Source organism: Halorussus rarus (assembly GCF_003369835.1).
Classification (GTDB): domain Archaea; phylum Halobacteriota; class Halobacteria; order Halobacteriales; family Haladaptataceae; genus Halorussus; species Halorussus rarus.
This window is the reverse complement of sequence record NZ_QPMJ01000002.1, coordinates 981,565-999,942: the sequence shown is the minus strand read 5'-3', so window position 1 is coordinate 999,942 and position 18,378 is coordinate 981,565. Positions and strand designations below refer to the sequence as shown.

The following is an 18,378-nucleotide window of genomic DNA, read 5'->3' as shown; positions in this document are numbered from 1 at the left end:
GTAATGTGTGGAATAGGTGGCAAGGTATCGTTTGATGTGAGGCCTGACCCCGTCCTCGGAGATCGAATGAACGACTGTCTTTCCCATCGGGGTCCCGATGCAGAGGGAGTCTATGCCGACGGTCCTGCACTTCTCGCTCACCGTCGACTCAGCATCCTAGACCTCTCCGAAGCAGGTCGACAGCCGATGTCAAACGGAGATGAAACGGTCCATATCGTTTTCAACGGCGAGATCTATAACTATAAAGAACTCCGCGAGCGGGTAGACCAGTATCGCTTCACCTCAGATACCGATACAGAAGTTCTCCTTCACCTCTACGAAGAACACGGTGTTGACTGTTTACAGTATCTCCGAGGCATGTTCGCTTTCGCCATCTGGGACGAACGGCGGGGGTGTTTGTTTCTTGCCCGTGATCGACTCGGACAGAAACCGTTGTTCTACAAATTAGAAGACGAGACGATATGGTTCGGCTCAACGATTAAGACGATACTTGCAGACGATGCGGTATCCGCAGAACCGGATATTTCCGCACTCCGTGAGTATTTGACCTATCAGTACGTCCCACATCCGCGAACAGGATTCGAAAGCATCCGCCAGTTAGCACCAGCAGAGTACATGATCGTCGACGAAGAAGGGGCCCATCGAGATACGTATTGGTCCCTCTCTTACTCGAATCAATTTCACGCATCTCCGTCGACGCTCGCCGACCGCCTTCGGACCGAACTGCGAGAGGCGACTCGCCTGCGGATGCGAAGTGACGTTCCAGTAGGTGTGTTTCTCTCCGGTGGTATCGACTCGTCGGTCGTCACGGCACTGATGGACGAAGTAAGCGATGACCCCGTCGGAACGTACTCTATTGGTTTTGACAAGGAGGCGTATGACGAGCTTACATTTGCCCGGAAAGTCGCCGAACAGTACGATACAGACCATCACGAATACACGGTCACACCAGACTCGATGGACGTTCTCCCGAAACTGATCGACCACTATGAGATGCCGTTCGGTGATCCCTCAGCGCTCCCCACTTATTACGTCTCGCAAGTTGCCGCTGACGATATCACCGTCGTCCTCACGGGTGATGCAGGAGATGAGAACTTCGCCGGATACGACCGGTATACTCAAGACCAAGTCGTCTCGCTCGCACGGCGAGCACCACGGCCCATTCGAAAGCTAGGCGCAGGGGCGCTCCGGATGCTACCAGAAAGGCTCCGTGACCAACACCACGTACATCTGGCGAGACGAACGCTTGAACTCGCCAACGGTGACCCAGTTGAGCAGTATGCTCGCTTCATCTGCCACGCCACCGAAAATCAACTTGATCAGATTTGGGATGGTCCTGAAACTGACGAATTGGCAAACCTGAAGACCACGTTCCAACAAGCGGACGGACCCACACGTCTTGACCAGATAATGGACGTTGACGTTCATACTTACCTCCCTGACGACTTACTTGTGAAGGTTGATCGCGCCAGTATGGCACACTCTCTCGAAGTTCGCTCACCATTTCTCGATCACGAGTTCGTCCAGTTTGCCGCTCGCATACCGGCGAAGTACAAGTGGCGACGAGGAAAGAAAAAATGGCTCCTCAAACGTGCGTTTGCTGATGTCCTTCCAAAGCCCGTCATTGAGCGAAAAAAGCAGGGATTCGGTGTTCCGGTCAACGAGTGGTTCCGTGACGATCTTCGAGAATTTGCCCATGAACGAGTCTCGCGCTTAGGGGAGAGAGACCCCTTTGACGCAAACGGTCTTGAAAGTGTTCTTGAAGAACACATCTGCGAAGTGGAAGACCATGGATACAGAATATGGGACATGGTCCAGCTGGAGGGTTGGTTTGAGCGGTTCATTGATTGACGTTGATTGGTAGGAGAAAAGCTTGCGGTTCCGGGAGTATCGACGATAAGTAAATGGGCTTTCTAACCGAAGACAAGTCCCTCTTTTGCTATCTTGTCGAGATGGTGTGAGGCCGCTTTGTAACACACAGTTGAAGTAAATGGCAGAGATCGATACCAATCACTCTGTCGTCTCTATCGGAAGTGCGTCGGCATAACGGTCTGCGACGGTCGTCAGGGCATATTGTTCCGTAAAAATTTTGAGGGCTTTCTCCCCCGCGTCCTCACGAATATCATCGTCGGCAGCTAACGTTCGGACGGAGGTGACGAACTGTTCGAAATCACCGTCGAAACTGTCTGTAGACGCTTCGTTGAGAAATCGACCGGAGTCAACTGATAGACTCAAAACGGGCGTCGCATACCGCCATGCTTCGAGGAACGTGTTCGGGAAGCCCTCGTACGCTGAGGTGTTAATGAGCGCTTTTGCCCGCCGATAGTAGTCGTGAATCGCGTCCGGATCTACCGGACCAAGATACTCCACGTTCGGAAGTTCTGCGATTCGTCGTTCGAGTCGCGTCTGGTATGCCTCGTCAGAACTTGCCGGCCCGACGAGGAGAAATTGCTCGTCCGGCAGTCTTTCGGCAAGGTCGAGGTACCTGTGGGGCCGCTTTTGCTTTTTGTGGAGTCTCCCGACCCAGAGGAAGTACTCGCGTTCATTATGAGGTAGGGTCGATTCTGCACGTGGGTAGCCGTTCGGGACGGTAGTCGCGGCGACGCTGAATCGCTCGGCGATGAGTCGACGCTGCTTCTCGCTTTGAGCGATAATTCCGTCTGCATCCTGCATCGCGAAGTTAAACAGATATCGAATCGGCGTTCCCAGATTATCAGCCTGTGAAGTGATATTTGCGTCATTCGCTACGTTATATACCCATTTTTTGCCGAGGAAACGCGTAATGAGGTAAGTGAACACCGCTTTTCGCGGGTGGTCGCGATACACGTACACGTCCGCATTCGCCCGACGCATCGCCGACGAAAGCGCGGTAATACCGGTGATCTTGTGTTTTGCAGAGGAGAGAGTGCCAGGCGTGTACGCCCGGTGGAGAGTAACACCCTCGATAGTTTCTGTAACGGGTTGTCCGTAGTCCCCGACGACGACGTGAACGTCGAACTTCGCGGAGAGTTTCCGACTGTGGAGATAGATTTGCCGTTCTGCACCGCCCCCGGTGACGGTCGTCCGATCAGGGCGAAAGTAGCTGTACGCCGTTAAGGAGATGAAACAGACGCTTGGCTTGGAATATGACTTCATAGGTAGTCACATCCTCTGTGGGGTTCGATTGTAATCCATGGTCTCAACCTTCCAACCAGTACTCTGCCTCAGTCGGGACTTTTCTCCAACGGGGACGCATCGAAACCGACGACGTGAGTACGGTTCCTTTGGACATTCGGTGGTAGTTTCGAACCTCAATAGATATGTTTGACGGAGTGCAGTGAGATAGCCCGAGGAATCAGGAGAAGAGCACACTTAAGGCACTGGTAGAACAACCGCCAGATAGTACCTCCGTCACACCATGCACGTCTGTTTCGTCATCAATTCTCTCACGCAGGCGGGAGCCGAGAACATGATTCTCCGCATCGTCGAAGCCACCGACGACGAGTGCGTCGATTACACGATCTGTCACATCGAATCTGATTCGACGCTCGCACCGGAGTTCGATGCTGAAGGGGTCCGTGTCGTCGGATTCGACGCCGCGTTCAAATTCGACCCTAGAGCGATTAGGAAGATGTACGAGTTCTTTTGCAGGACGGACGTTGATGTAATCCATGCTCACTTGCCCTACGCACAGACGTTGGCGCGGCTCACTGGGCGACTAAGCGGACACCAATGCATTGTCAGTACGCAACACACGATTCCCGAGAAGTACCACCTCGTAACTCGAACGCTCGAACGGGCCACTCGAGCGATTGACACAGTTACAGTGGCAGTCTCGGACGGGGTGAAGCGAGCGTTCCTAGGCGACCGCGAACAAGATGACTGGATAACAATTCAGAATGGAATCGACGTCGACGCGTTCCACAAAAAGATTAATTCAACTGACCCAGTTGGTTCACCGGACGCCGACCCTTGCTTCCTCACCGTCGGACGGTGCGTCTCGGCGAAGTCTCAAGACACACTCATCCGTGCGATGGCACACGTGCGTGAGAGGCGTCCAAATGCCCATCTCCACATTCTCGGCGATGGACCCCAATTCTCCGCACACCGTGAACTGGTCGAGGACCTCGGTCTAGGGTCTCACGTCTCGATGCCTGGACACGTTTCGCCCGTGGCACCGTACTACGCCGGGGCGGACGTGTTCGTCCTTCCCTCGGTCATAGAGGGGATGCCGGTCACCCTCCTCGAAGCGATGGCGGCCGGGCTGCCTACCGTCGCAAGCGACATCCCCGGAGTCCGCGAGGTCGTGGCTGACGTTGAGACCGGCGTTCTCGTCCCGACCAAGTCACCGACCGCGCTAGCTGACGCGATGCTTGACATCTCTGAACCGGCCAAGCGTCAACAGATGGGTTCCGACGCTCTCGAACGGGTCCGGGAACACTTCTCGATTGAGACGACCGTGGAGGCGCACCTCGAACTATACCGACAAATAACTGGAGGAGCGTAGAACGCATGTGTGGTATTGCAGGAATCTTTGCGCCGGAATCGCCGCCAGGCCGTCGCGAGCTAGAAGCGATGAACGACGAGCTCGCTCACCGCGGTCCGGACGACTCGGGTGTGTACCTCGACGGGGATGTCGGATTGGCACACAGACGACTCAGCATCATCGATCTGGACGACGGCCAGCAGCCGTTGTTCAACGAAGACGGAACCGTCGCGGTCGTGTTCAACGGCGAAATCTACAACTACCGTTCGCTTCGCCGGTCGTTAACAGCAGCGGGCCACCGGTTTCAGACGGACACCGACACGGAAGTACTCGTCCATCTCTACGAGGAACACGGCCGGTCGTTCGTCGAGCAACTCGAAGGGATGTTCGCATTCGCGCTCTGGGATGGTGAACGCGAACGCCTCGTTCTGACGAGAGACCCGATGGGAATTAAACCGCTGCTAGTGCTGGAATCCGACGACTGCCTTGCGTTTGCGTCGGAGCTTCCGGCGTTGCTCCGAACGGATATTGACCACGGAGGTCTCGACGCAACGGCGCTCTCGCAGTACTTCGCGTTCGGCTTCATTCCGGCACCGATGACCGCGTTCAAGAACGTTCGGAAGCTCCGTCCCGGCGAATGCATGGTCGTCGACGCGTCGGGAAGCGAGCGAACGACGTTCTACGACCCTTCCATCGACACGAAAGAGCCGGGAATCGAAACCGCCGCGTCGGAACTTCGATCGCGGGTCGAACGGTCCGTCGAGAAGCGACTGATGAGCGACGTCCCACTTGGTACGTTTCTGAGCGGCGGCGTCGATTCGAGCATAATCGTCGGCGTCATGGCGGAGTTGCTCGACGAACCGGTGAAGACGTTCACCGTCGGCTTCGAAGAGGGACTGTTCGACGAGACGTGGGCGGCTAACGAAGTGGCGGAGTACCACGGGACCGACCACACGACCTTCACCGTGACACCCTCCACGGTGCGTGACCTCGTTCCGGACGTCCTTGGTCGACTCGGCGAACCGTTCGCGGACCAATCGCTGCTACCCACCTACGTCGTCGCTCAGAAAACGAGCCAGGACGTTACGGTCGCGCTTTCCGGCGATGGTGCCGACGAACTGTTCGCCGGCTACGACCGCTACCGCGGCGAATATCTCTCGAAATACTATCGAGCAGTTCCGAGACGGATTCGAAACCACGTGATCGAGCCAGCGATCGGCCGACTCCCGGCATCGCGGGAGAGCACCACGGGCGAGCTAGTACGCAAGGCGAAGAAATTCACCCGTGGCGGCGAACAGTCGACGCCGAATCGCCACTTCGAATGGATGCGCATTCCGGACGACGACGCAGTAAGCGCCGTCGAGAACGACCCGGTTCGGACCGCACGGCGAGCGCTTGCGGCCGAGCACGACGATGTTCGAGCGTGCCTTCCACCGGAGCGACGGGAAGCGCTTAGCCGTATCCAGGCCGTCGATACCCGATATACCCTACCGAACCAGATGCTACAGAAGGTAGACCTCGCGAGTATGTACAGCTCCCTCGAAGTCCGCGTTCCGATGCTGGACGTCGACGTCGCTGAGTACGCGTTCTCCCTCCCGACGTCGTACAAACACACCCGTCGTTCACGGAAGCGCGTCCTCCGAAAAGCATTCGCCGACCTCCTTCCACAGCCGATTCTCGATCGAGGAAAACAGGGATTCGACATGCCCGTCGGCGAGTGGTTCAAGACCGAACTAGCGGGCGAATTCGAGGGGGCGGTTCGGTCGCTGGAGACAGATCTCTTGGATACCGCGGCGGTCCTTAATATCTTCAAACAGCACTGTACCGGTCGCGGCGAACATGGGAAGTTCCTCTGGAGCGTCTACGTCTTCGCGCAGTGGCACGAGCAAATGCGACGGCAGGGCGTACTCAACCCATAACGAATTCGTGTTCATGTACGACCTCCTCGTTCAGGCGAGTTCGCTGCTGTTCGCGATCGCGACGGTCACGCTCGTATTTCGACTCATCGCACGACGGTACGGCAGCGGCGTCTACTGGGTATCCGGTATTATCGCATTGGCGCTTCACGTCCTCTTCTCGCTATTTATCTTGCCCAAACTTCCGTACGGGTGGGACATCCACCAGTTTCACGAGGTCGCGACCGTGCTCGCGGGGGGACGGCTGCCGGAGGCCTCCAGTACGGTCGGCGCGTTCAGCGGATTCCAAGCAACGGCGTACGCGATATTTACACCCGATCCGACCATCGTCTCCGTTCTCAACGCGCTCTTCGCGGTTCTCCTCCCGCTTCCCGTCGCATATCTCGCGACGAGGCTCTATCCCGATGTCGAATCGACGCAGGGCCTCACCGTCGTAGTGCTGTACCTCCCAGTTTCGTTCGTCTTCCTATCACTCCCGATGCGGGATTCGATGACGGTCGCGCTCACATTTGCGACGCTTGCGTGTGGCGTGCGGGCCTTTCGACGCTGGGACGGTATCGCCGCAGCGTTGGGCATCCCCTGTCTCGGCATGCTCTACCTCCTTCGCCCGGAGTTAGCAATTCTGGTCGTTTTGGGCTGCGCCGCAGGCACGACTCTCAATGCAATAAACTGCGTCGCTCGACGCCCGATTTCGCTCACGATGCTCTCTGGGATCGCTGTCTTCAGTGGGGCGATAGGTTTCTCTCTGTTCACCTATCAGTATCCGCTTGCGACGCTGACGTCACGGGTCGCTTTCCGCCGTACGGGCGGAGCTGCCTACCTCACGGAACTGCAGTATCAGTCATGGCTCGACGTGTTACTTGTTGCACCGATCCGGGCAATCTACTTCCAGTATGCACCGTTTCCTCTTCACGTCACTTCTGTATTCGATTTCGTGGGAATGCTCTCGCTCCCGCTCCTTATCGCACTCACGGTGGTCGCGTTTCGGTCGTTCTCTCAGTGCCGATTCGACGACGCTATCTTAATCACGTTAGTAATCGTGTACGGCGGTGGCGTAGTAGGATACGGTCTCATCGACTCGAATTTCGGGACGACCATCCGCCACCGCATCCCGTTCGTCCTACTGATGGTCGTCTTCGCCGCCCCGGTCGTCGAGCGATGGGAGCGTTTACTACTCGACGAGCTCCAACAATGGCCACAGCAACGTGGCGAGTACGACAAACAGGACAACGAAACTCATGAACTTTAACGCCGCGTGAAGATCCGAAGACAATACCCGCAAGAAGCTTGCAAGAACGACGATTAGCAGCAGTCCGACGAGTATCCTTGGAGTGTCAAGGATGCGGACGACGGTGCTATGGCTACTCCACTGCCTTACAGCCCCGATGGTGGAGTAGATTCGTGAGTTGTAGACAGCAGTTGTGAACGTCGAGTAAATGGTCGAATCTCCAGTCATTGTTGTCTAATGAGGTTTCGTAACGTCTCCGTCGTTCGGTCGACCGTCTCGCTCCAAGTAAATCCCGTCTGTACGCGCTGACGGCCCTCCTGACTGTACTGGGCCCGGAGTTGGTCGTCAGCGAGTAGTCGCCCCAACGCGTTCGCGAGCGCTTCACAGTCGCCGACAGGCACGGTGAGGCCCACCCCATCGACGATTGGTGCAACCTGTTCAAGGTCGCTTGTCACCGCTGGCGTCCCTGACGCCAACGACTCTAGGACGGTCCGTGGAAGCCCCTCCGCCCGACTCGGTAATGCGAGTACGTCGCTTGCACGGTATACTTTCGGCATCTCGTCGTACGAAACGTGGCCGAGAAATGTCACCGCGTCACGGATATCGAGCTTTCCCGCTCGCTGAGCCAGTTCCGTATGTAATGGTCCGTCGCCACATATGTAGAGCTCGACGTCCGGGTGAGCACTCCGTAGTTGAGCAACCGCTTCGAGGAGATCTACCGGTCGCTTCCCCTCGACCAAGCGGCCGACGAACAACACAATCGGACCATCGGCGTCCACAAGGTCGCTCTCTGGCCCGTCCGGTGTGAATCTTGTCTGGTCGATGCCGTTCGCAATGACTTCGATATCTGTTCTAACGCCGAAGTTGCGGACTCGGTGTTTATCTTCTGCAGTATAACAGAATACTACGTCGGCGCTGTTGAACGTCCATCGGCCGAGAGTCCGTAAATACATGTCAAAAAGCCATTCGGGAGCGTTTTGAGAATACAGTCCGTGGTTCGTAATTGCCAGTGGTGTATCGCCGAGCTGTCGATTTAGTGCTGTGAGGTTGGTCGAGAAGTAGAGATGCGAATGAGCGTGGACGACATCGTATTCGTTCGCCATTCGAAGGAAGCGTCCAATCCCGACTGAGATATCGTTCCCAAGGACTGTCGCAGTAGGCTTCCTGCGCACAATCGTGTAACCCTCGTGTTCCTCCTGACGTGGGCCGTCCCCGACCGTTAACACTGTTACGTCGTGGCCCGCGGCAGCTTGGTCACGACTGAGCGCGTGAACATGGTAGGGACCGCCGCCTACCACGTCGGGGTACACTTTCTGTGCGACACGGAGTATCCGCATGTAGACCTGGGTTTTTGACTCTCCATTAATATCCTGTCGACTTCTTTGTCTCTAAGCCTTATAGACGGTTGCCGAGCGAATACGTGAATCAAGAACTCTGTACCAGCGGCTCGTACCATCCGCGGTTCTCTCGATACCACTCGGTGAACCGCTTGACGCCCTCTCGGATTGTCGTTGTTGGCTTGTACCCAATCAGCTCCCTCGCCTTAGAGATGTCCGCGTGAGTGTGTTCAGCGTCGGCGTCGTGGCGCTCGTCGTATTCCAAGTCGATTTCGGGCGCGAGCTGGTCGCGGATTTCCTCGGCCAAGGTCCGAATTTCGATATTGTCCGTACTTCCGATGTTCAGTATCTCGCCGTCGGCGGTGTCAGTCTCCAGCAACGTCTCGTTCGCGCGTACCACGTCATCGATGTAAGTAAAATCCCGCGTTTGCATACCGTCGCCATAGATGACTGGCGACTTTCCGTTTATGCACCGTGAGACGAAGTTCGATATTGCCATGTTCGGGCGCATCCGTGGCCCGTACACCGTGAAGTAACGCAAGGACACTGTCGGCAAGCCGTACACCTCGTGGTACACCCGCGTGTACTGCTCCTCGGCTAGCTTCGACGCACCGTAGGGACTCACGGGCGTGGTCGGGTGCTCCTCGTCGTAGGGGAGGTACTCGGGCTTGCCGTACACCGACGATGAGCTCGCGACAACCACACGCTTAGTCTCCGAATCGCGGGCCGCCTCCAGGATGTTTAACGTGCCACCGACGTTGATGTCATTGACCTTCTGGGGCTGTTCAACGCTTGTCCGGACGCCAGCCTGTGCCGCTTGGTGGAAGATGATGTCGGCATTATTGACGTATTTACTGACAAAGTCTGCATCGCAAATATCACCTTGAACAAGTTCGTAACTCCCGCTGCCCTCGCTGGCGACGGTTCGACTGCATTCGACGTTGTGTTCCTTGATGCCGATATCGTAGTACGGTTCGAAGTTATCGAGTGCGACCACATGATGGCCCAGGCGGGTAAACTGCTCGGCAAGATGACCTCCAATGAAACCCGCGCCGCCAGTTACGAGGATTTGCATTATGTCGGGGACCGCGAATCCTCCCCACAAAAATCTACCGAGTCATTCACGACCAATCCGTAGATGCCTTGATCTCGCTCAACGAGGTGCTAATCTACGTTCTCCCGTATCGTGTTTTGTTTTCTCAAGAGTCTTGGAACTTATCGACGCTGACGTTCCCACCGTCTTCGACCGCGTCCTTCGGGACCTGTACTTTCCGATTCCCAAGGGTATAGTCACCAGCGTACGGAACGATCACCGAGAAGTTCCCGTCAGCACCAGCGGTGATGGTGCGTCGATACTCGAATGACGTGCCCTGGATCTTGACCTGCTTTGAGAGAACTACGGTTTTGTTTGGTGAGAGTGTCCCGCTGATGTTAGCACCGGGAACCAACGAGAACACTTTCACCGAACCATCCTTGCTCGCGTAGAGTGCCCGGTAGTGGCCCGCACCGGACGCGCCATCGGGACCAGTACTGCCGAACCGCTTGTGAAGGCGGGCGTAGTTTGTCTTCGGCGAAACCTTCCCGCTTACCTTCACGTTTTTCGTGACGATGAATCCAACATCGCCACGAAGTCGCTTGTACTGGGCTATAGGATCTGTCGACGAGAGGAACTGTTCATAGTTATCGTATGCAAAGTTGTAAAACTCTGACTCACCGTTCACGAAGTAGTTGTACATCCGGTTGCGACCCCACTTGCTCAACACGTAGTTCTCAGGGTATTCCCAGGCGCGGTCCTCGGCGTACTCGTCCATCCACACTGCCGCATCGAATTTCTCGTCGGCAATCTTCACCTGCTCGTGTCGGACTGCGGTCTGGGCCGCGCCTGCACTGGTGACGAATAGCAGAAGGACAGCAACTGTTGTGGCCGTGCTTCGAGTGGGCAAACCGAGCGATTGACCGTCCTCGTCCTTCCGAGCGTTCGACCCTGCCCCGTCGCTGGCCAACCGCCGATTATGTCGGTCGCCGTCGAGCGCCAGTGGTGACAGCACGTCAAGTTTCACAGCGAAGACGACGAATCCGTATCCCGCCAGTATCGCCATGAAGGGCGCAAGTTCACCGACGAACCGGCGCTGGAACGCCGTTAAGACGAGGAAATACCAGCCGTAGGTACAGACCACGAGCCACGTTGAGTCCTCACGGCGGTAGGCCCGCCACGAGATCAGTGCAAGCATTGCCAGGCCGAGGAACCACGCAAAGCCCAGCTCAAGAATAGGACCGAGGAAGAACCCAGCCGGACCGCCAGCGAACAGCGATCGCGTTTCGGCTGCACCCGAATTGAAGAGGAGAATATCGAGCTGCTGGAATAGTCTATCACCGTACGTCGGCAACAGGACTCGAAGAACTGCAAGCCCACTCAGCCCGACCGCAATTTCGGTCGCACCCAGAACGAATGCCGGCATTCCCGTTCGACGAACTCCCTCGCCGATGAGCGAGACGCCCAGCACACTGACGAACAACAGCGCCGGCGAGTAGGCGACAACATCAGTGTGCCATCCAAAGCCAGTATGGGTGAGATGCGAGAGCAGGGACGCAACCATCAGTCCAGCGAGAATCGGCATGCTCGCGACGAGTGGTGACCGATCGGCGCGCACGTCCGCGGCGGCACGGACCGCGACGTAGACTCCAAGTGCACCGATGAGCAGCGGTCCAGCCTCCCAGGCCATCACCTGCCCGGCCACGGCGATGCCGAGCAACCCAGACACGAACCAGAGCCGGATTTCTCGAAGGCTCTCGCGGTCCACGTCGGCCACCCAAACAAGCGATAATGCCGTCAACACGAGCCAGGGGTAGTCGAAGGCGTGGTGGTCGGCGAACCCGAGTCCCGTCCGATACGCGAATGCCGGAATCACTGCGAGGAAGACGACGGAAGCCAGGCCAACTCGACGATCGCCGGTCACACGGGCCGTCATCGCGTAGATCAGCACACCCACTACGAGCGCTGAGACGACGGGATACCACGATAAAACCCACCCCGAAGCGTCAGCTCCACCGAGTAGATTCGTAAACCACCACAGCGTTCCCACCATCAGGGGTTCACCTTTAGCCACCGCACCAGGAAGTCCGGAGAGAACGCTGAAGTCGAAGACACCGGTCGCCTCGGCCGAAAGTTGTTCGACCCAGTACCGATAGTAGTAGGGATCGTTCGAGGGAAGGACAACGTACTCCCCCCGGAAGACGCTCGGGAAGATGTACGTACGCATCAGGAGGACGACCGCTAATGCACCGCCGAGCGCTCCGGCCTCCACGCGAGACACCGACGGTAGTGATACTGTCGACAGCCGCAACTGGCTTCCCGTGTCGGATGCCTGGTTTGCCTCCGCGTCGCCATCGAGTCCAGCTCGGACACTACCAGGGTCAGAAACCTCGTACTCATCGCCATCCTTAACGACGATATCCCGAGAGACGAGTTCGCCGAACGTCCCCGAATCGACGGGGACATCATCGAAGGTCCACCCATCAGTGCGCTCGTCGACCGCGAGGACTTCGCGGAGATCAGCCTCGAGGTCCGGCCGCTCCGCGACGAGGTCGTCGGTCGCCTCGCGTACGTCGGTCATGAGAGTCGCATTACGTGAGCGGTGCTTAAAGCCTGCGACACTCGATGCTGACAGTGTTCCTCGAGAGAGAAGACTAAGCAGTCAATTACATACCCGGTTCGACACTCACGTTCGATACAAGTCCTCGAAAACCTTCCAGATTTGTCGAATGACGATCTTCACGTCGAGCCAGAAGGACTGTCGACGGATGTATTCGAGGTCGTAGCGGAGTTTCGAAGTTGGGTTTGTACTTTTTGCATTGTTGATTTGCGCTAACCCGGTCAACCCAGGTTTGACGAACCAGCGCTTGCGCCACATGTCCGTTGTTTCCTCCAGCAACTGTTCTTCGTTCGTCCAGACGGCTCGTGGACCCACAACGCTCATTTCGCCAATCAGAATTGACCACAGTTGCGGAATTTCGTCGAGATGAGTGTTACGGAGCAAACGTCCGACGCGAGTGATTCGGTCGTTCTCCTCATCTTCGACGGGAGTCGCGGATTCGTTCTCGGGAACCATTGTCCGGAATTTGTAGATGGTAAACGTGTCCCCGAACTCTGCCGTGCGTTCTTGACGATATAACACCGGCCCTGGGTTGTCGAGTTTGATCGCAACTGCGATGACCGTCATAAAGGGAGCAAATGCCAGCAGACCACTCACCGCGAACACCACGTCGAACGCCCGCTTGAACACGTAGTCCTGCCAGTCCCACGGCTCCAACTCAATATCAACGAGGACCTCGTCCCCAGCGGCCGTCGTCGTCAGCACATCGTCGGCGTGCTCCCGATGTACCTTCGCGTCGACACCGTGCTCGTAGCAGGTGTCGAGCGCCCCAAAGAACTCCGCGCGGTCAGGATGGGCGAACGCCAGCACGACCGTATCGATGTTGTAGTTGACCAGCACCTCGTCGAGGCGCGACAGCCCGCTAAGACAGTCGAGATCGTTGAGTAACGCTTCACCGCTGCCGTCGGCAACCGCAGGCCCACCCGCGACCGGCTCGCGGTCGGTGTAGTACGGACTCGGCGGTGAGACGTAGCCAAGAACTGGAATATCGATTTCCTCTAGCACGTCTGCAATCTCCTCAGGGTCATCGCCGACGATGATTGCTCGGTCCCGCTCGGACGGGCGACGACGAATCGTCACGAACCACAGCGGGAGGTAGACGAGGAGGCCGACCGTCGTCAGGACGAGCGTCGAGCGCGGAAGCTGGTAGGAGTAATCGAAGTAGCCGATCGTCGCTAACGCGAGCCCGGCGATGAGCACGCGCCGCTGGGTCACCAACATCGTATCGAGGATCCGGCGCGGCCGTGGCTTGAACAGCGGAATGAGATTCAACACGACGACCACCACGGCCGTCGCCACGGCCACGGTAAGTTTCTCTCCGGTGAGCACGGTCGCGGGCAATCGTTGAACCACCGGCACGGCTGTCGATAGGAACCACTGTACAGCGGGGAGATTCGCAATCATCACCGCAAGAACGGTAATCAAAATAGTGCCGACGACACTTAGCACGCGATACCGCAACCCGGAGACCATCACTCAATCCCGCAAAGCAGGATAGCTTAAAACCTGTGAACTTGCTCCGCAGACTAGATGCGCAATTCCACCGGAAACTACAGTATGGGGGAGACGTCCACGGGTATGCGTCATCGTCACCCACACCGGTGCAACTACTTCCTACCGATATCCGGAAGCCTGGCTTCTAACTACCAGTACCGACTGGATTCCGGGCTAACCACCTGAGCTGGTATCTCGTCCGACATCGTCGACTGCACTAATCCATGTATCACGTGGCGAAACACTTGCCACAAAGGGCAAAACGTGCCCCCAGAGAACGCGCTAGTGACTGAGCAACCACCCACGACGCTGAGACGAAGGTATAAACGCATCAACGGCCTTCTAGGCCCGTGCAACCAGTCGAGTTCGAGAACGAACTGACGCTGCTCACCTACCAGCAAGACGGCGACGAAGACAAGTTCCACGACGCCTACGAGGCGGCCGTAGAAACAGTCAAGGCCGACCTGGGGGAGTACCACGCCCTCCGCATCGACGGTGCTCACGTCGACACCGAGGACCGATTCGCGGTGACGAGCCCCGGCGACTTCGACCTCGAAATCGGTGAGTTTGCCGCAGGTGGCGACGCAGAAGTCGACGCCGCGGTGAGCGCCGCCGCCGACGCGTTCCCGGAGTGGGAGCACCACGACGTCGATTCGCGCACCGACATCTTCCGGACGGCCGCCGATTGCATGCGGGACCGCAAGTTCGAGCTGGCGGCGACGCTCTCGCTCGAGAATGGGAAGAACCGGACCGAGGCGATGGCCGACGTCGACGAAGCCATCGACTTCCTCCGGTTCTACAGTCTCGAACTCGAACGTTCGAACGGCTACCAGTTCGACACCGGCCAGCCGACGCCACACCAGCACACCACGAACCTGCTGCGACCGTACGGCGTCTTCGCGGTCGTCGCCCCGTTCAACTTCCCGCTGGCCATCCTCACAGGGATGACCACCGGCGCGATGGTCACCGGCAACACCGTCGTCGCCAAGCCCGCGAGCGCGACACCCCTCATCGCCCACAAGTACGCCGACATCCTCGACGACGCAGGGCTTCCCGACGGCGTGTTCAATCTGGTCACGGGCGGCGGCAGCGCAGTCGGCCAACCCCTCACCGAGCACGAGGACGTCGCCGGTGTCGCGTTCACGGGCTCCCGTGAGGTCGGCCTCGGCATCGAGCGGACGTTCAGAGAGCAGGGCAAACGCGGGCCCGTCATCGCCGAACTCGGCGGGAAGAACCCGGTCATCGTCAGCGACGCGGCCGACCTCGACGGCGCGGTCGACGGCGTCACGATGGGGGCGTTCTCGTACAGCGGCCAGAAGTGCTCCGCGACCTCCCGCGTGTACGTCTACGAGGACGTCTACGACGAGTTCACCGACCGAGTCGTGGACGCGACCGAACAACTGGGAATCGGGCCCGGCGAAGACCTCGAGACCGTCGTCAACCCCGTGATCGACGACAGCGCACTCGAACGCTACCGGACGATCACCGAGCGGGCGCGGACCGACGGGACGGTCCGGACGGGCGGGGCCGTCGTCGACGACGACCTCCCCGACGGGCGGTACGTCGAACCGACCGTCGTCACCGATATCCCCCACGAACACGACCTCGCCCGGGAGGAACACTTCCTCCCGTTCGTGACGATTCACCCGGTCTCCGACCTCGAAGAGGGCATCGCAAAGTCCAACGGCAGCGACTACGGCCTCTGTGCGGGGCTCTTCTCGAAGGACGACGAGGAAATCGACCGCTGGTTCGACGAGACCGAGGCCGGGATGTGCTACGCGAACCGGTCCCAGAGCGCGACCACGGGCGCGCTGGTCCAGGCACAACCCTTCGGCGGCTGGAAGTTCTCCGGGACGACCGGGAAGTTCGCAGGTGGCTACTGGTATCTTCAGCAGTTCATGCGCGAGCAGAGCAGAACTCGTGTCGAGTAAGTGTCAGCGAGACTCGTTCCGAAACGGTGATCGCCCCTCACACGGCGGACGAGTTCACGTTCCGGAGAATCGGGGGTGCATCGCTACCGCCGTCTGATTCTGGATCCTGACGGGCTGAGGGCCACCGTCTGGTAGCCCGAGCATCTGGTTCGGTTGACCCACCGCGACTCGCGCGTCAACTCGTGGCTGGCATCTACGTTTCGAACGCCCGTCGTGGACTGCAATACCGGACCTGTGATTCTACGAGGAACCACGGTACAACGAGGCTTGCGCCGATGCAATTTGCGAGGAGGTCGGCGACGCTATAATACCGCATCGGGAGTGGCCCTTGTACGAGCTCAATTGCCAGTCCGAACAGTAACGCGGTGGCGAGAACACCGCCAATCCGTCTTCGCGGACGGTCGCGAGACTCGACGGTTGCATACGCGAGCGAGTACGCAAAGCCAGCATACGCGGCAAAATGGAGCTTCTTGTCCCAGATCTGGGCCAAACCCATCGGACCGCTCGGCGGCGCAGGAACAGTCTGGAACACGGAGAAGTATACGATCACGGTCGCAACTGCCAATACACCGGTCCACCGAAGCCAACGTGGAACCAACGGAAACGGGAGTCGTGACATACACTGAGCCCTTCCGTCACTAGACATAAATCTACCTCAAGTGATTCAACTCAGGTACCCAAATACAGGGACAGACCTTTCCCAGTATCTCTCTCGGTATGATACATGACGGAACCATCTGCACATCACTTTGGCGTGACGGTAACGGACCTTGACCGTGCAGTAGAGTTCTACGAGGAGACGCTCGGTCTCGACATGCTTGACCGCTTCTCGGTGTCCGGAGAGACCTTCTCGGAAGGCGTCGACGTTGAGGGGGCGACTGGGAACTTCGCCCACCTCGACGCCGGGTCGGCCCGCGTCGAACTCGTCGAGTACGACCCCGAGGGCGAGGACCGCGACACCGAACACGTCAACCAGCCTGGCGCAAAACACCTCGGCCTCGTGGTCGACGACCTTGACGATTTCTACGAAGACCTTCCGTCCGACGTCCAAACGCTGAGTGAGCCCAAGACGACCGTCAGCGGGACGCGAATCCTGTTCCTCCGGGACCCCGAGGACAATCTGGTCGAACTTATCGAGGCATAGTGCGACCCGAGTTTACGTTCCCTTGTGAGCGTCTCTTTCCTTCTTCCCCGCCTCCCCGTTACACCGTCTCGGCATATTCATCGCTACCACCACGCCAGATATACTGGAATAATTCAGTTAGCGGTAGATATTTCACCGATCATAGCTTAGTTCTCGTAGAGAGGTGAGGAGGGATGGATTTGACCGATACTCCCGGTGATGTTCGCGATACCGATGAGGAACCGCCTGACTTCGACGAGTGGGCCGACCCGGAGGAGGTGCTGGAAGGCGGGTCGACGCGAGAGCGGATGCTCGACGTCGTACTGCAGTTGCGCGAACCGACCAAGGTCTCGACGATAGCTGACAGAGCCGACTGTGATACGGAGACTGCACGGGATTATCTGGAGTGGTTCGCGTCGATGGGGATGGTCAGAGAGATCGTCGGCCGGCCCGTCAGATACGTGCGGAACGACTCGTATCTGCGGTGGCGCAGAGTCGAGCAGATCCGGAACCAGTATTCGGAGGAGGAAATTGTTGAGGAACTCGCGGAGACAATAGAGGCTGCCAGAGAGTACCGAGAGCAGTTCGACGCGAACAGTCCGAATCAGGTATCGTTGGTAGACACGAACCGTGACGGGGAGGTAGAGGAAGTGTGGGAAGCACTCTCCGAATGGAAGACGCTAGAACAGCGAGCGGCGTTGTTGGATGCGGCACGCCGAGACGAATATACGCCGGGTGGGGACGTCGGGCGTATCGATGCCTGAGGACGAGTCGAATGGAGACGTCGGTGCAGTCGATACTGAAGTACTCGAGCGGGTTGCTCGGCGTCTCCGGGGGAGTAGCCGGTTCGACGGGGTCGTCTCTCGGCCGGAGTACGCTCTCAACTCAGTGGTGGCCGAACACGATACGGGGTATTTTCCGTCAGGCATCGACCGTGTGTATCTTCGAATCCGGTGGTTCGAAACGAACGATTTCAGCGTCCACTACTCCGAGCAGTACGGTGATGAGAAATCGTGGGAGTGTCGGTGGGACCGCCATCTGAACGATCACAACTCGCGAGACCACTTTCATCCACCGCCGGATGCAGCAACGCCAGGGAAGGACGAAAACTATTCAAATGATTGGCGGGATGTGTTAACGACGGTCTTGAAGGAGCTGGATGCTCGAATTCAGGCGTTCTGGGATTAGTTGTTTGATAGTCCTTCTACTATAATCGACCTCTGGCGGGTCC

Annotated in this window: 14 protein-coding genes; 8 read left to right on the top strand and 6 right to left on the bottom strand. The window is 57.9% G+C overall.

Annotated features, from left to right (window positions below; translation table 11 throughout):
* The first annotated feature begins 3 nt into the window (after window positions 1–3).
* The gene (gene asnB, locus DVR07_RS13210) at window positions 4–1,851 is read left to right on the top strand and encodes an asparagine synthase (glutamine-hydrolyzing) (protein ID WP_115797745.1); all 1,848 of its coding nucleotides are present in this window, start codon (window positions 4–6) and stop codon (window positions 1,849–1,851) included.
* A 159-nt stretch (window positions 1,852–2,010) separates the two neighbouring features.
* Here the strand turns inward: asnB (DVR07_RS13210) and DVR07_RS13205 are convergent, their stop codons facing one another.
* A complete protein-coding gene (locus DVR07_RS13205; protein ID WP_115797744.1) occupies window positions 2,011–3,135 on the bottom strand; it encodes a glycosyltransferase family 4 protein in 1,125 nt (374 codons plus the stop codon).
* 313 nt (window positions 3,136–3,448) lie between these two features.
* Between DVR07_RS13205 and DVR07_RS13200 the strand changes: the two genes are divergently transcribed.
* From DVR07_RS13200 to DVR07_RS13190, 3 genes are read left to right on the top strand one after another with little or no spacing between them, the layout of a single operon-like run.
* Window positions 3,449–4,486, top strand: coding sequence for a glycosyltransferase (locus DVR07_RS13200; RefSeq protein ID WP_162829561.1), 1,038 nt, complete (start codon window positions 3,449–3,451; stop codon window positions 4,484–4,486).
* A gap of 5 nt (window positions 4,487–4,491) precedes the next feature.
* Window positions 4,492–6,384 (top strand): asparagine synthase (glutamine-hydrolyzing), encoded by a 1,893-nt coding sequence (gene asnB / locus DVR07_RS13195; protein WP_115797742.1) that lies wholly within the window; start codon window positions 4,492–4,494, stop codon window positions 6,382–6,384.
* A 13-nt stretch (window positions 6,385–6,397) separates the two neighbouring features.
* On the top strand, window positions 6,398–7,630 hold the full coding sequence (locus DVR07_RS13190) for a hypothetical protein (protein WP_115797741.1): 1,233 nt from the start codon (window positions 6,398–6,400) through the stop codon (window positions 7,628–7,630).
* Between the two features lie 203 nt (window positions 7,631–7,833).
* On the opposite strand, the gene DVR07_RS13185 is transcribed toward DVR07_RS13190, so the two are convergent.
* The 4 genes from DVR07_RS13185 to DVR07_RS13170 all read right to left on the bottom strand — a co-directional run bounded on the left by DVR07_RS13185 (window position 7,834) and on the right by DVR07_RS13170 (window position 14,072).
* Window positions 7,834–8,946, bottom strand: coding sequence for a glycosyltransferase family 4 protein (locus DVR07_RS13185; protein ID WP_115797740.1), 1,113 nt, complete (start codon window positions 8,944–8,946; stop codon window positions 7,834–7,836).
* Window positions 8,947–9,034: 88 nt separating this feature from the next.
* A complete protein-coding gene (locus DVR07_RS13180; RefSeq protein ID WP_115797739.1) occupies window positions 9,035–10,021 on the bottom strand; it encodes a GDP-mannose 4,6-dehydratase in 987 nt (328 codons plus the stop codon).
* A 124-nt stretch (window positions 10,022–10,145) separates the two neighbouring features.
* The gene (locus tag DVR07_RS13175; RefSeq protein ID WP_115797738.1) at window positions 10,146–12,560 is read right to left on the bottom strand and encodes an STT3 domain-containing protein; all 2,415 of its coding nucleotides are present in this window, start codon (window positions 12,558–12,560) and stop codon (window positions 10,146–10,148) included.
* 105 nt (window positions 12,561–12,665) lie between these two features.
* Window positions 12,666–14,072 carry a sugar transferase gene (locus DVR07_RS13170; protein ID WP_115797737.1) on the bottom strand — a complete coding sequence of 469 codons (1,407 nt, stop codon included), beginning with the start codon at window positions 14,070–14,072 and terminating at the stop codon, window positions 12,666–12,668.
* 371 nt (window positions 14,073–14,443) lie between these two features.
* Here DVR07_RS13170 and DVR07_RS13165 point away from each other — a divergent pair, with 371 nt between their 5' ends.
* Window positions 14,444–16,024: an aldehyde dehydrogenase family protein gene (locus DVR07_RS13165; protein WP_115797736.1), complete on the top strand. Its 1,581-nt coding sequence runs from the start codon at window positions 14,444–14,446 to the stop codon at window positions 16,022–16,024.
* Window positions 16,025–16,217: 193 nt separating this feature from the next.
* Here DVR07_RS13165 and DVR07_RS22615 read toward each other — a convergent pair whose 3' ends face one another.
* Window positions 16,218–16,520 carry a VanZ family protein gene (locus DVR07_RS22615; RefSeq protein ID WP_368281139.1) on the bottom strand — a complete coding sequence of 101 codons (303 nt, stop codon included), beginning with the start codon at window positions 16,518–16,520 and terminating at the stop codon, window positions 16,218–16,220.
* Window positions 16,521–16,748: 228 nt separating this feature from the next.
* Here DVR07_RS22615 and DVR07_RS13160 point away from each other — a divergent pair, with 228 nt between their 5' ends.
* The 3 genes from DVR07_RS13160 to DVR07_RS13150 all read left to right on the top strand — a co-directional run bounded on the left by DVR07_RS13160 (window position 16,749) and on the right by DVR07_RS13150 (window position 18,335).
* The gene (locus tag DVR07_RS13160) at window positions 16,749–17,168 is read left to right on the top strand and encodes a VOC family protein (RefSeq protein WP_115797735.1); all 420 of its coding nucleotides are present in this window, start codon (window positions 16,749–16,751) and stop codon (window positions 17,166–17,168) included.
* Between the two features lie 173 nt (window positions 17,169–17,341).
* Complete coding sequence (locus tag DVR07_RS13155) at window positions 17,342–17,911, top strand: DUF7342 family protein (RefSeq protein WP_115797734.1); 570 nt, start codon at window positions 17,342–17,344, stop codon at window positions 17,909–17,911.
* Window positions 17,904–18,335 carry a hypothetical protein gene (locus tag DVR07_RS13150; protein ID WP_115797733.1) on the top strand — a complete coding sequence of 144 codons (432 nt, stop codon included), beginning with the start codon at window positions 17,904–17,906 and terminating at the stop codon, window positions 18,333–18,335. The genes DVR07_RS13155 and DVR07_RS13150 overlap by 8 nt, the downstream gene beginning before the upstream one ends.
* The last annotated feature ends 43 nt before the right edge of the window (window positions 18,336–18,378 follow it).

Bases quoted from the DNA above. Each gene is read 5' to 3' on its own strand.
- asnB (WP_115797745.1), top strand. From the start codon at position 4: ATGTGTGGAATAGGTGGCAAGGTATCGTTTGATGTGAGGCCTGACCCC.
- DVR07_RS13205 (WP_115797744.1), bottom strand. From the start codon at position 3,135: ATGAAGTCATATTCCAAGCCAAGCGTCTGTTTCATCTCCTTAACGGCG.
- DVR07_RS13200 (WP_162829561.1), top strand. From the start codon at position 3,449: ATGATTCTCCGCATCGTCGAAGCCACCGACGACGAGTGCGTCGATTAC.
- asnB (WP_115797742.1), top strand. From the start codon at position 4,492: ATGTGTGGTATTGCAGGAATCTTTGCGCCGGAATCGCCGCCAGGCCGT.
- DVR07_RS13190 (WP_115797741.1), top strand. From the start codon at position 6,398: ATGTACGACCTCCTCGTTCAGGCGAGTTCGCTGCTGTTCGCGATCGCG.
- DVR07_RS13185 (WP_115797740.1), bottom strand. From the start codon at position 8,946: ATGCGGATACTCCGTGTCGCACAGAAAGTGTACCCCGACGTGGTAGGC.
- DVR07_RS13180 (WP_115797739.1), bottom strand. From the start codon at position 10,021: ATGCAAATCCTCGTAACTGGCGGCGCGGGTTTCATTGGAGGTCATCTT.
- DVR07_RS13175 (WP_115797738.1), bottom strand. From the start codon at position 12,560: ATGACCGACGTACGCGAGGCGACCGACGACCTCGTCGCGGAGCGGCCG.
- DVR07_RS13170 (WP_115797737.1), bottom strand. From the start codon at position 14,072: ATGGTCTCCGGGTTGCGGTATCGCGTGCTAAGTGTCGTCGGCACTATT.
- DVR07_RS22615 (WP_368281139.1), bottom strand. From the start codon at position 16,520: ATGGGTTTGGCCCAGATCTGGGACAAGAAGCTCCATTTTGCCGCGTAT.
- DVR07_RS13160 (WP_115797735.1), top strand. From the start codon at position 16,749: ATGACGGAACCATCTGCACATCACTTTGGCGTGACGGTAACGGACCTT.
- DVR07_RS13155 (WP_115797734.1), top strand. From the start codon at position 17,342: ATGGATTTGACCGATACTCCCGGTGATGTTCGCGATACCGATGAGGAA.
- DVR07_RS13150 (WP_115797733.1), top strand. From the start codon at position 17,904: ATGCCTGAGGACGAGTCGAATGGAGACGTCGGTGCAGTCGATACTGAA.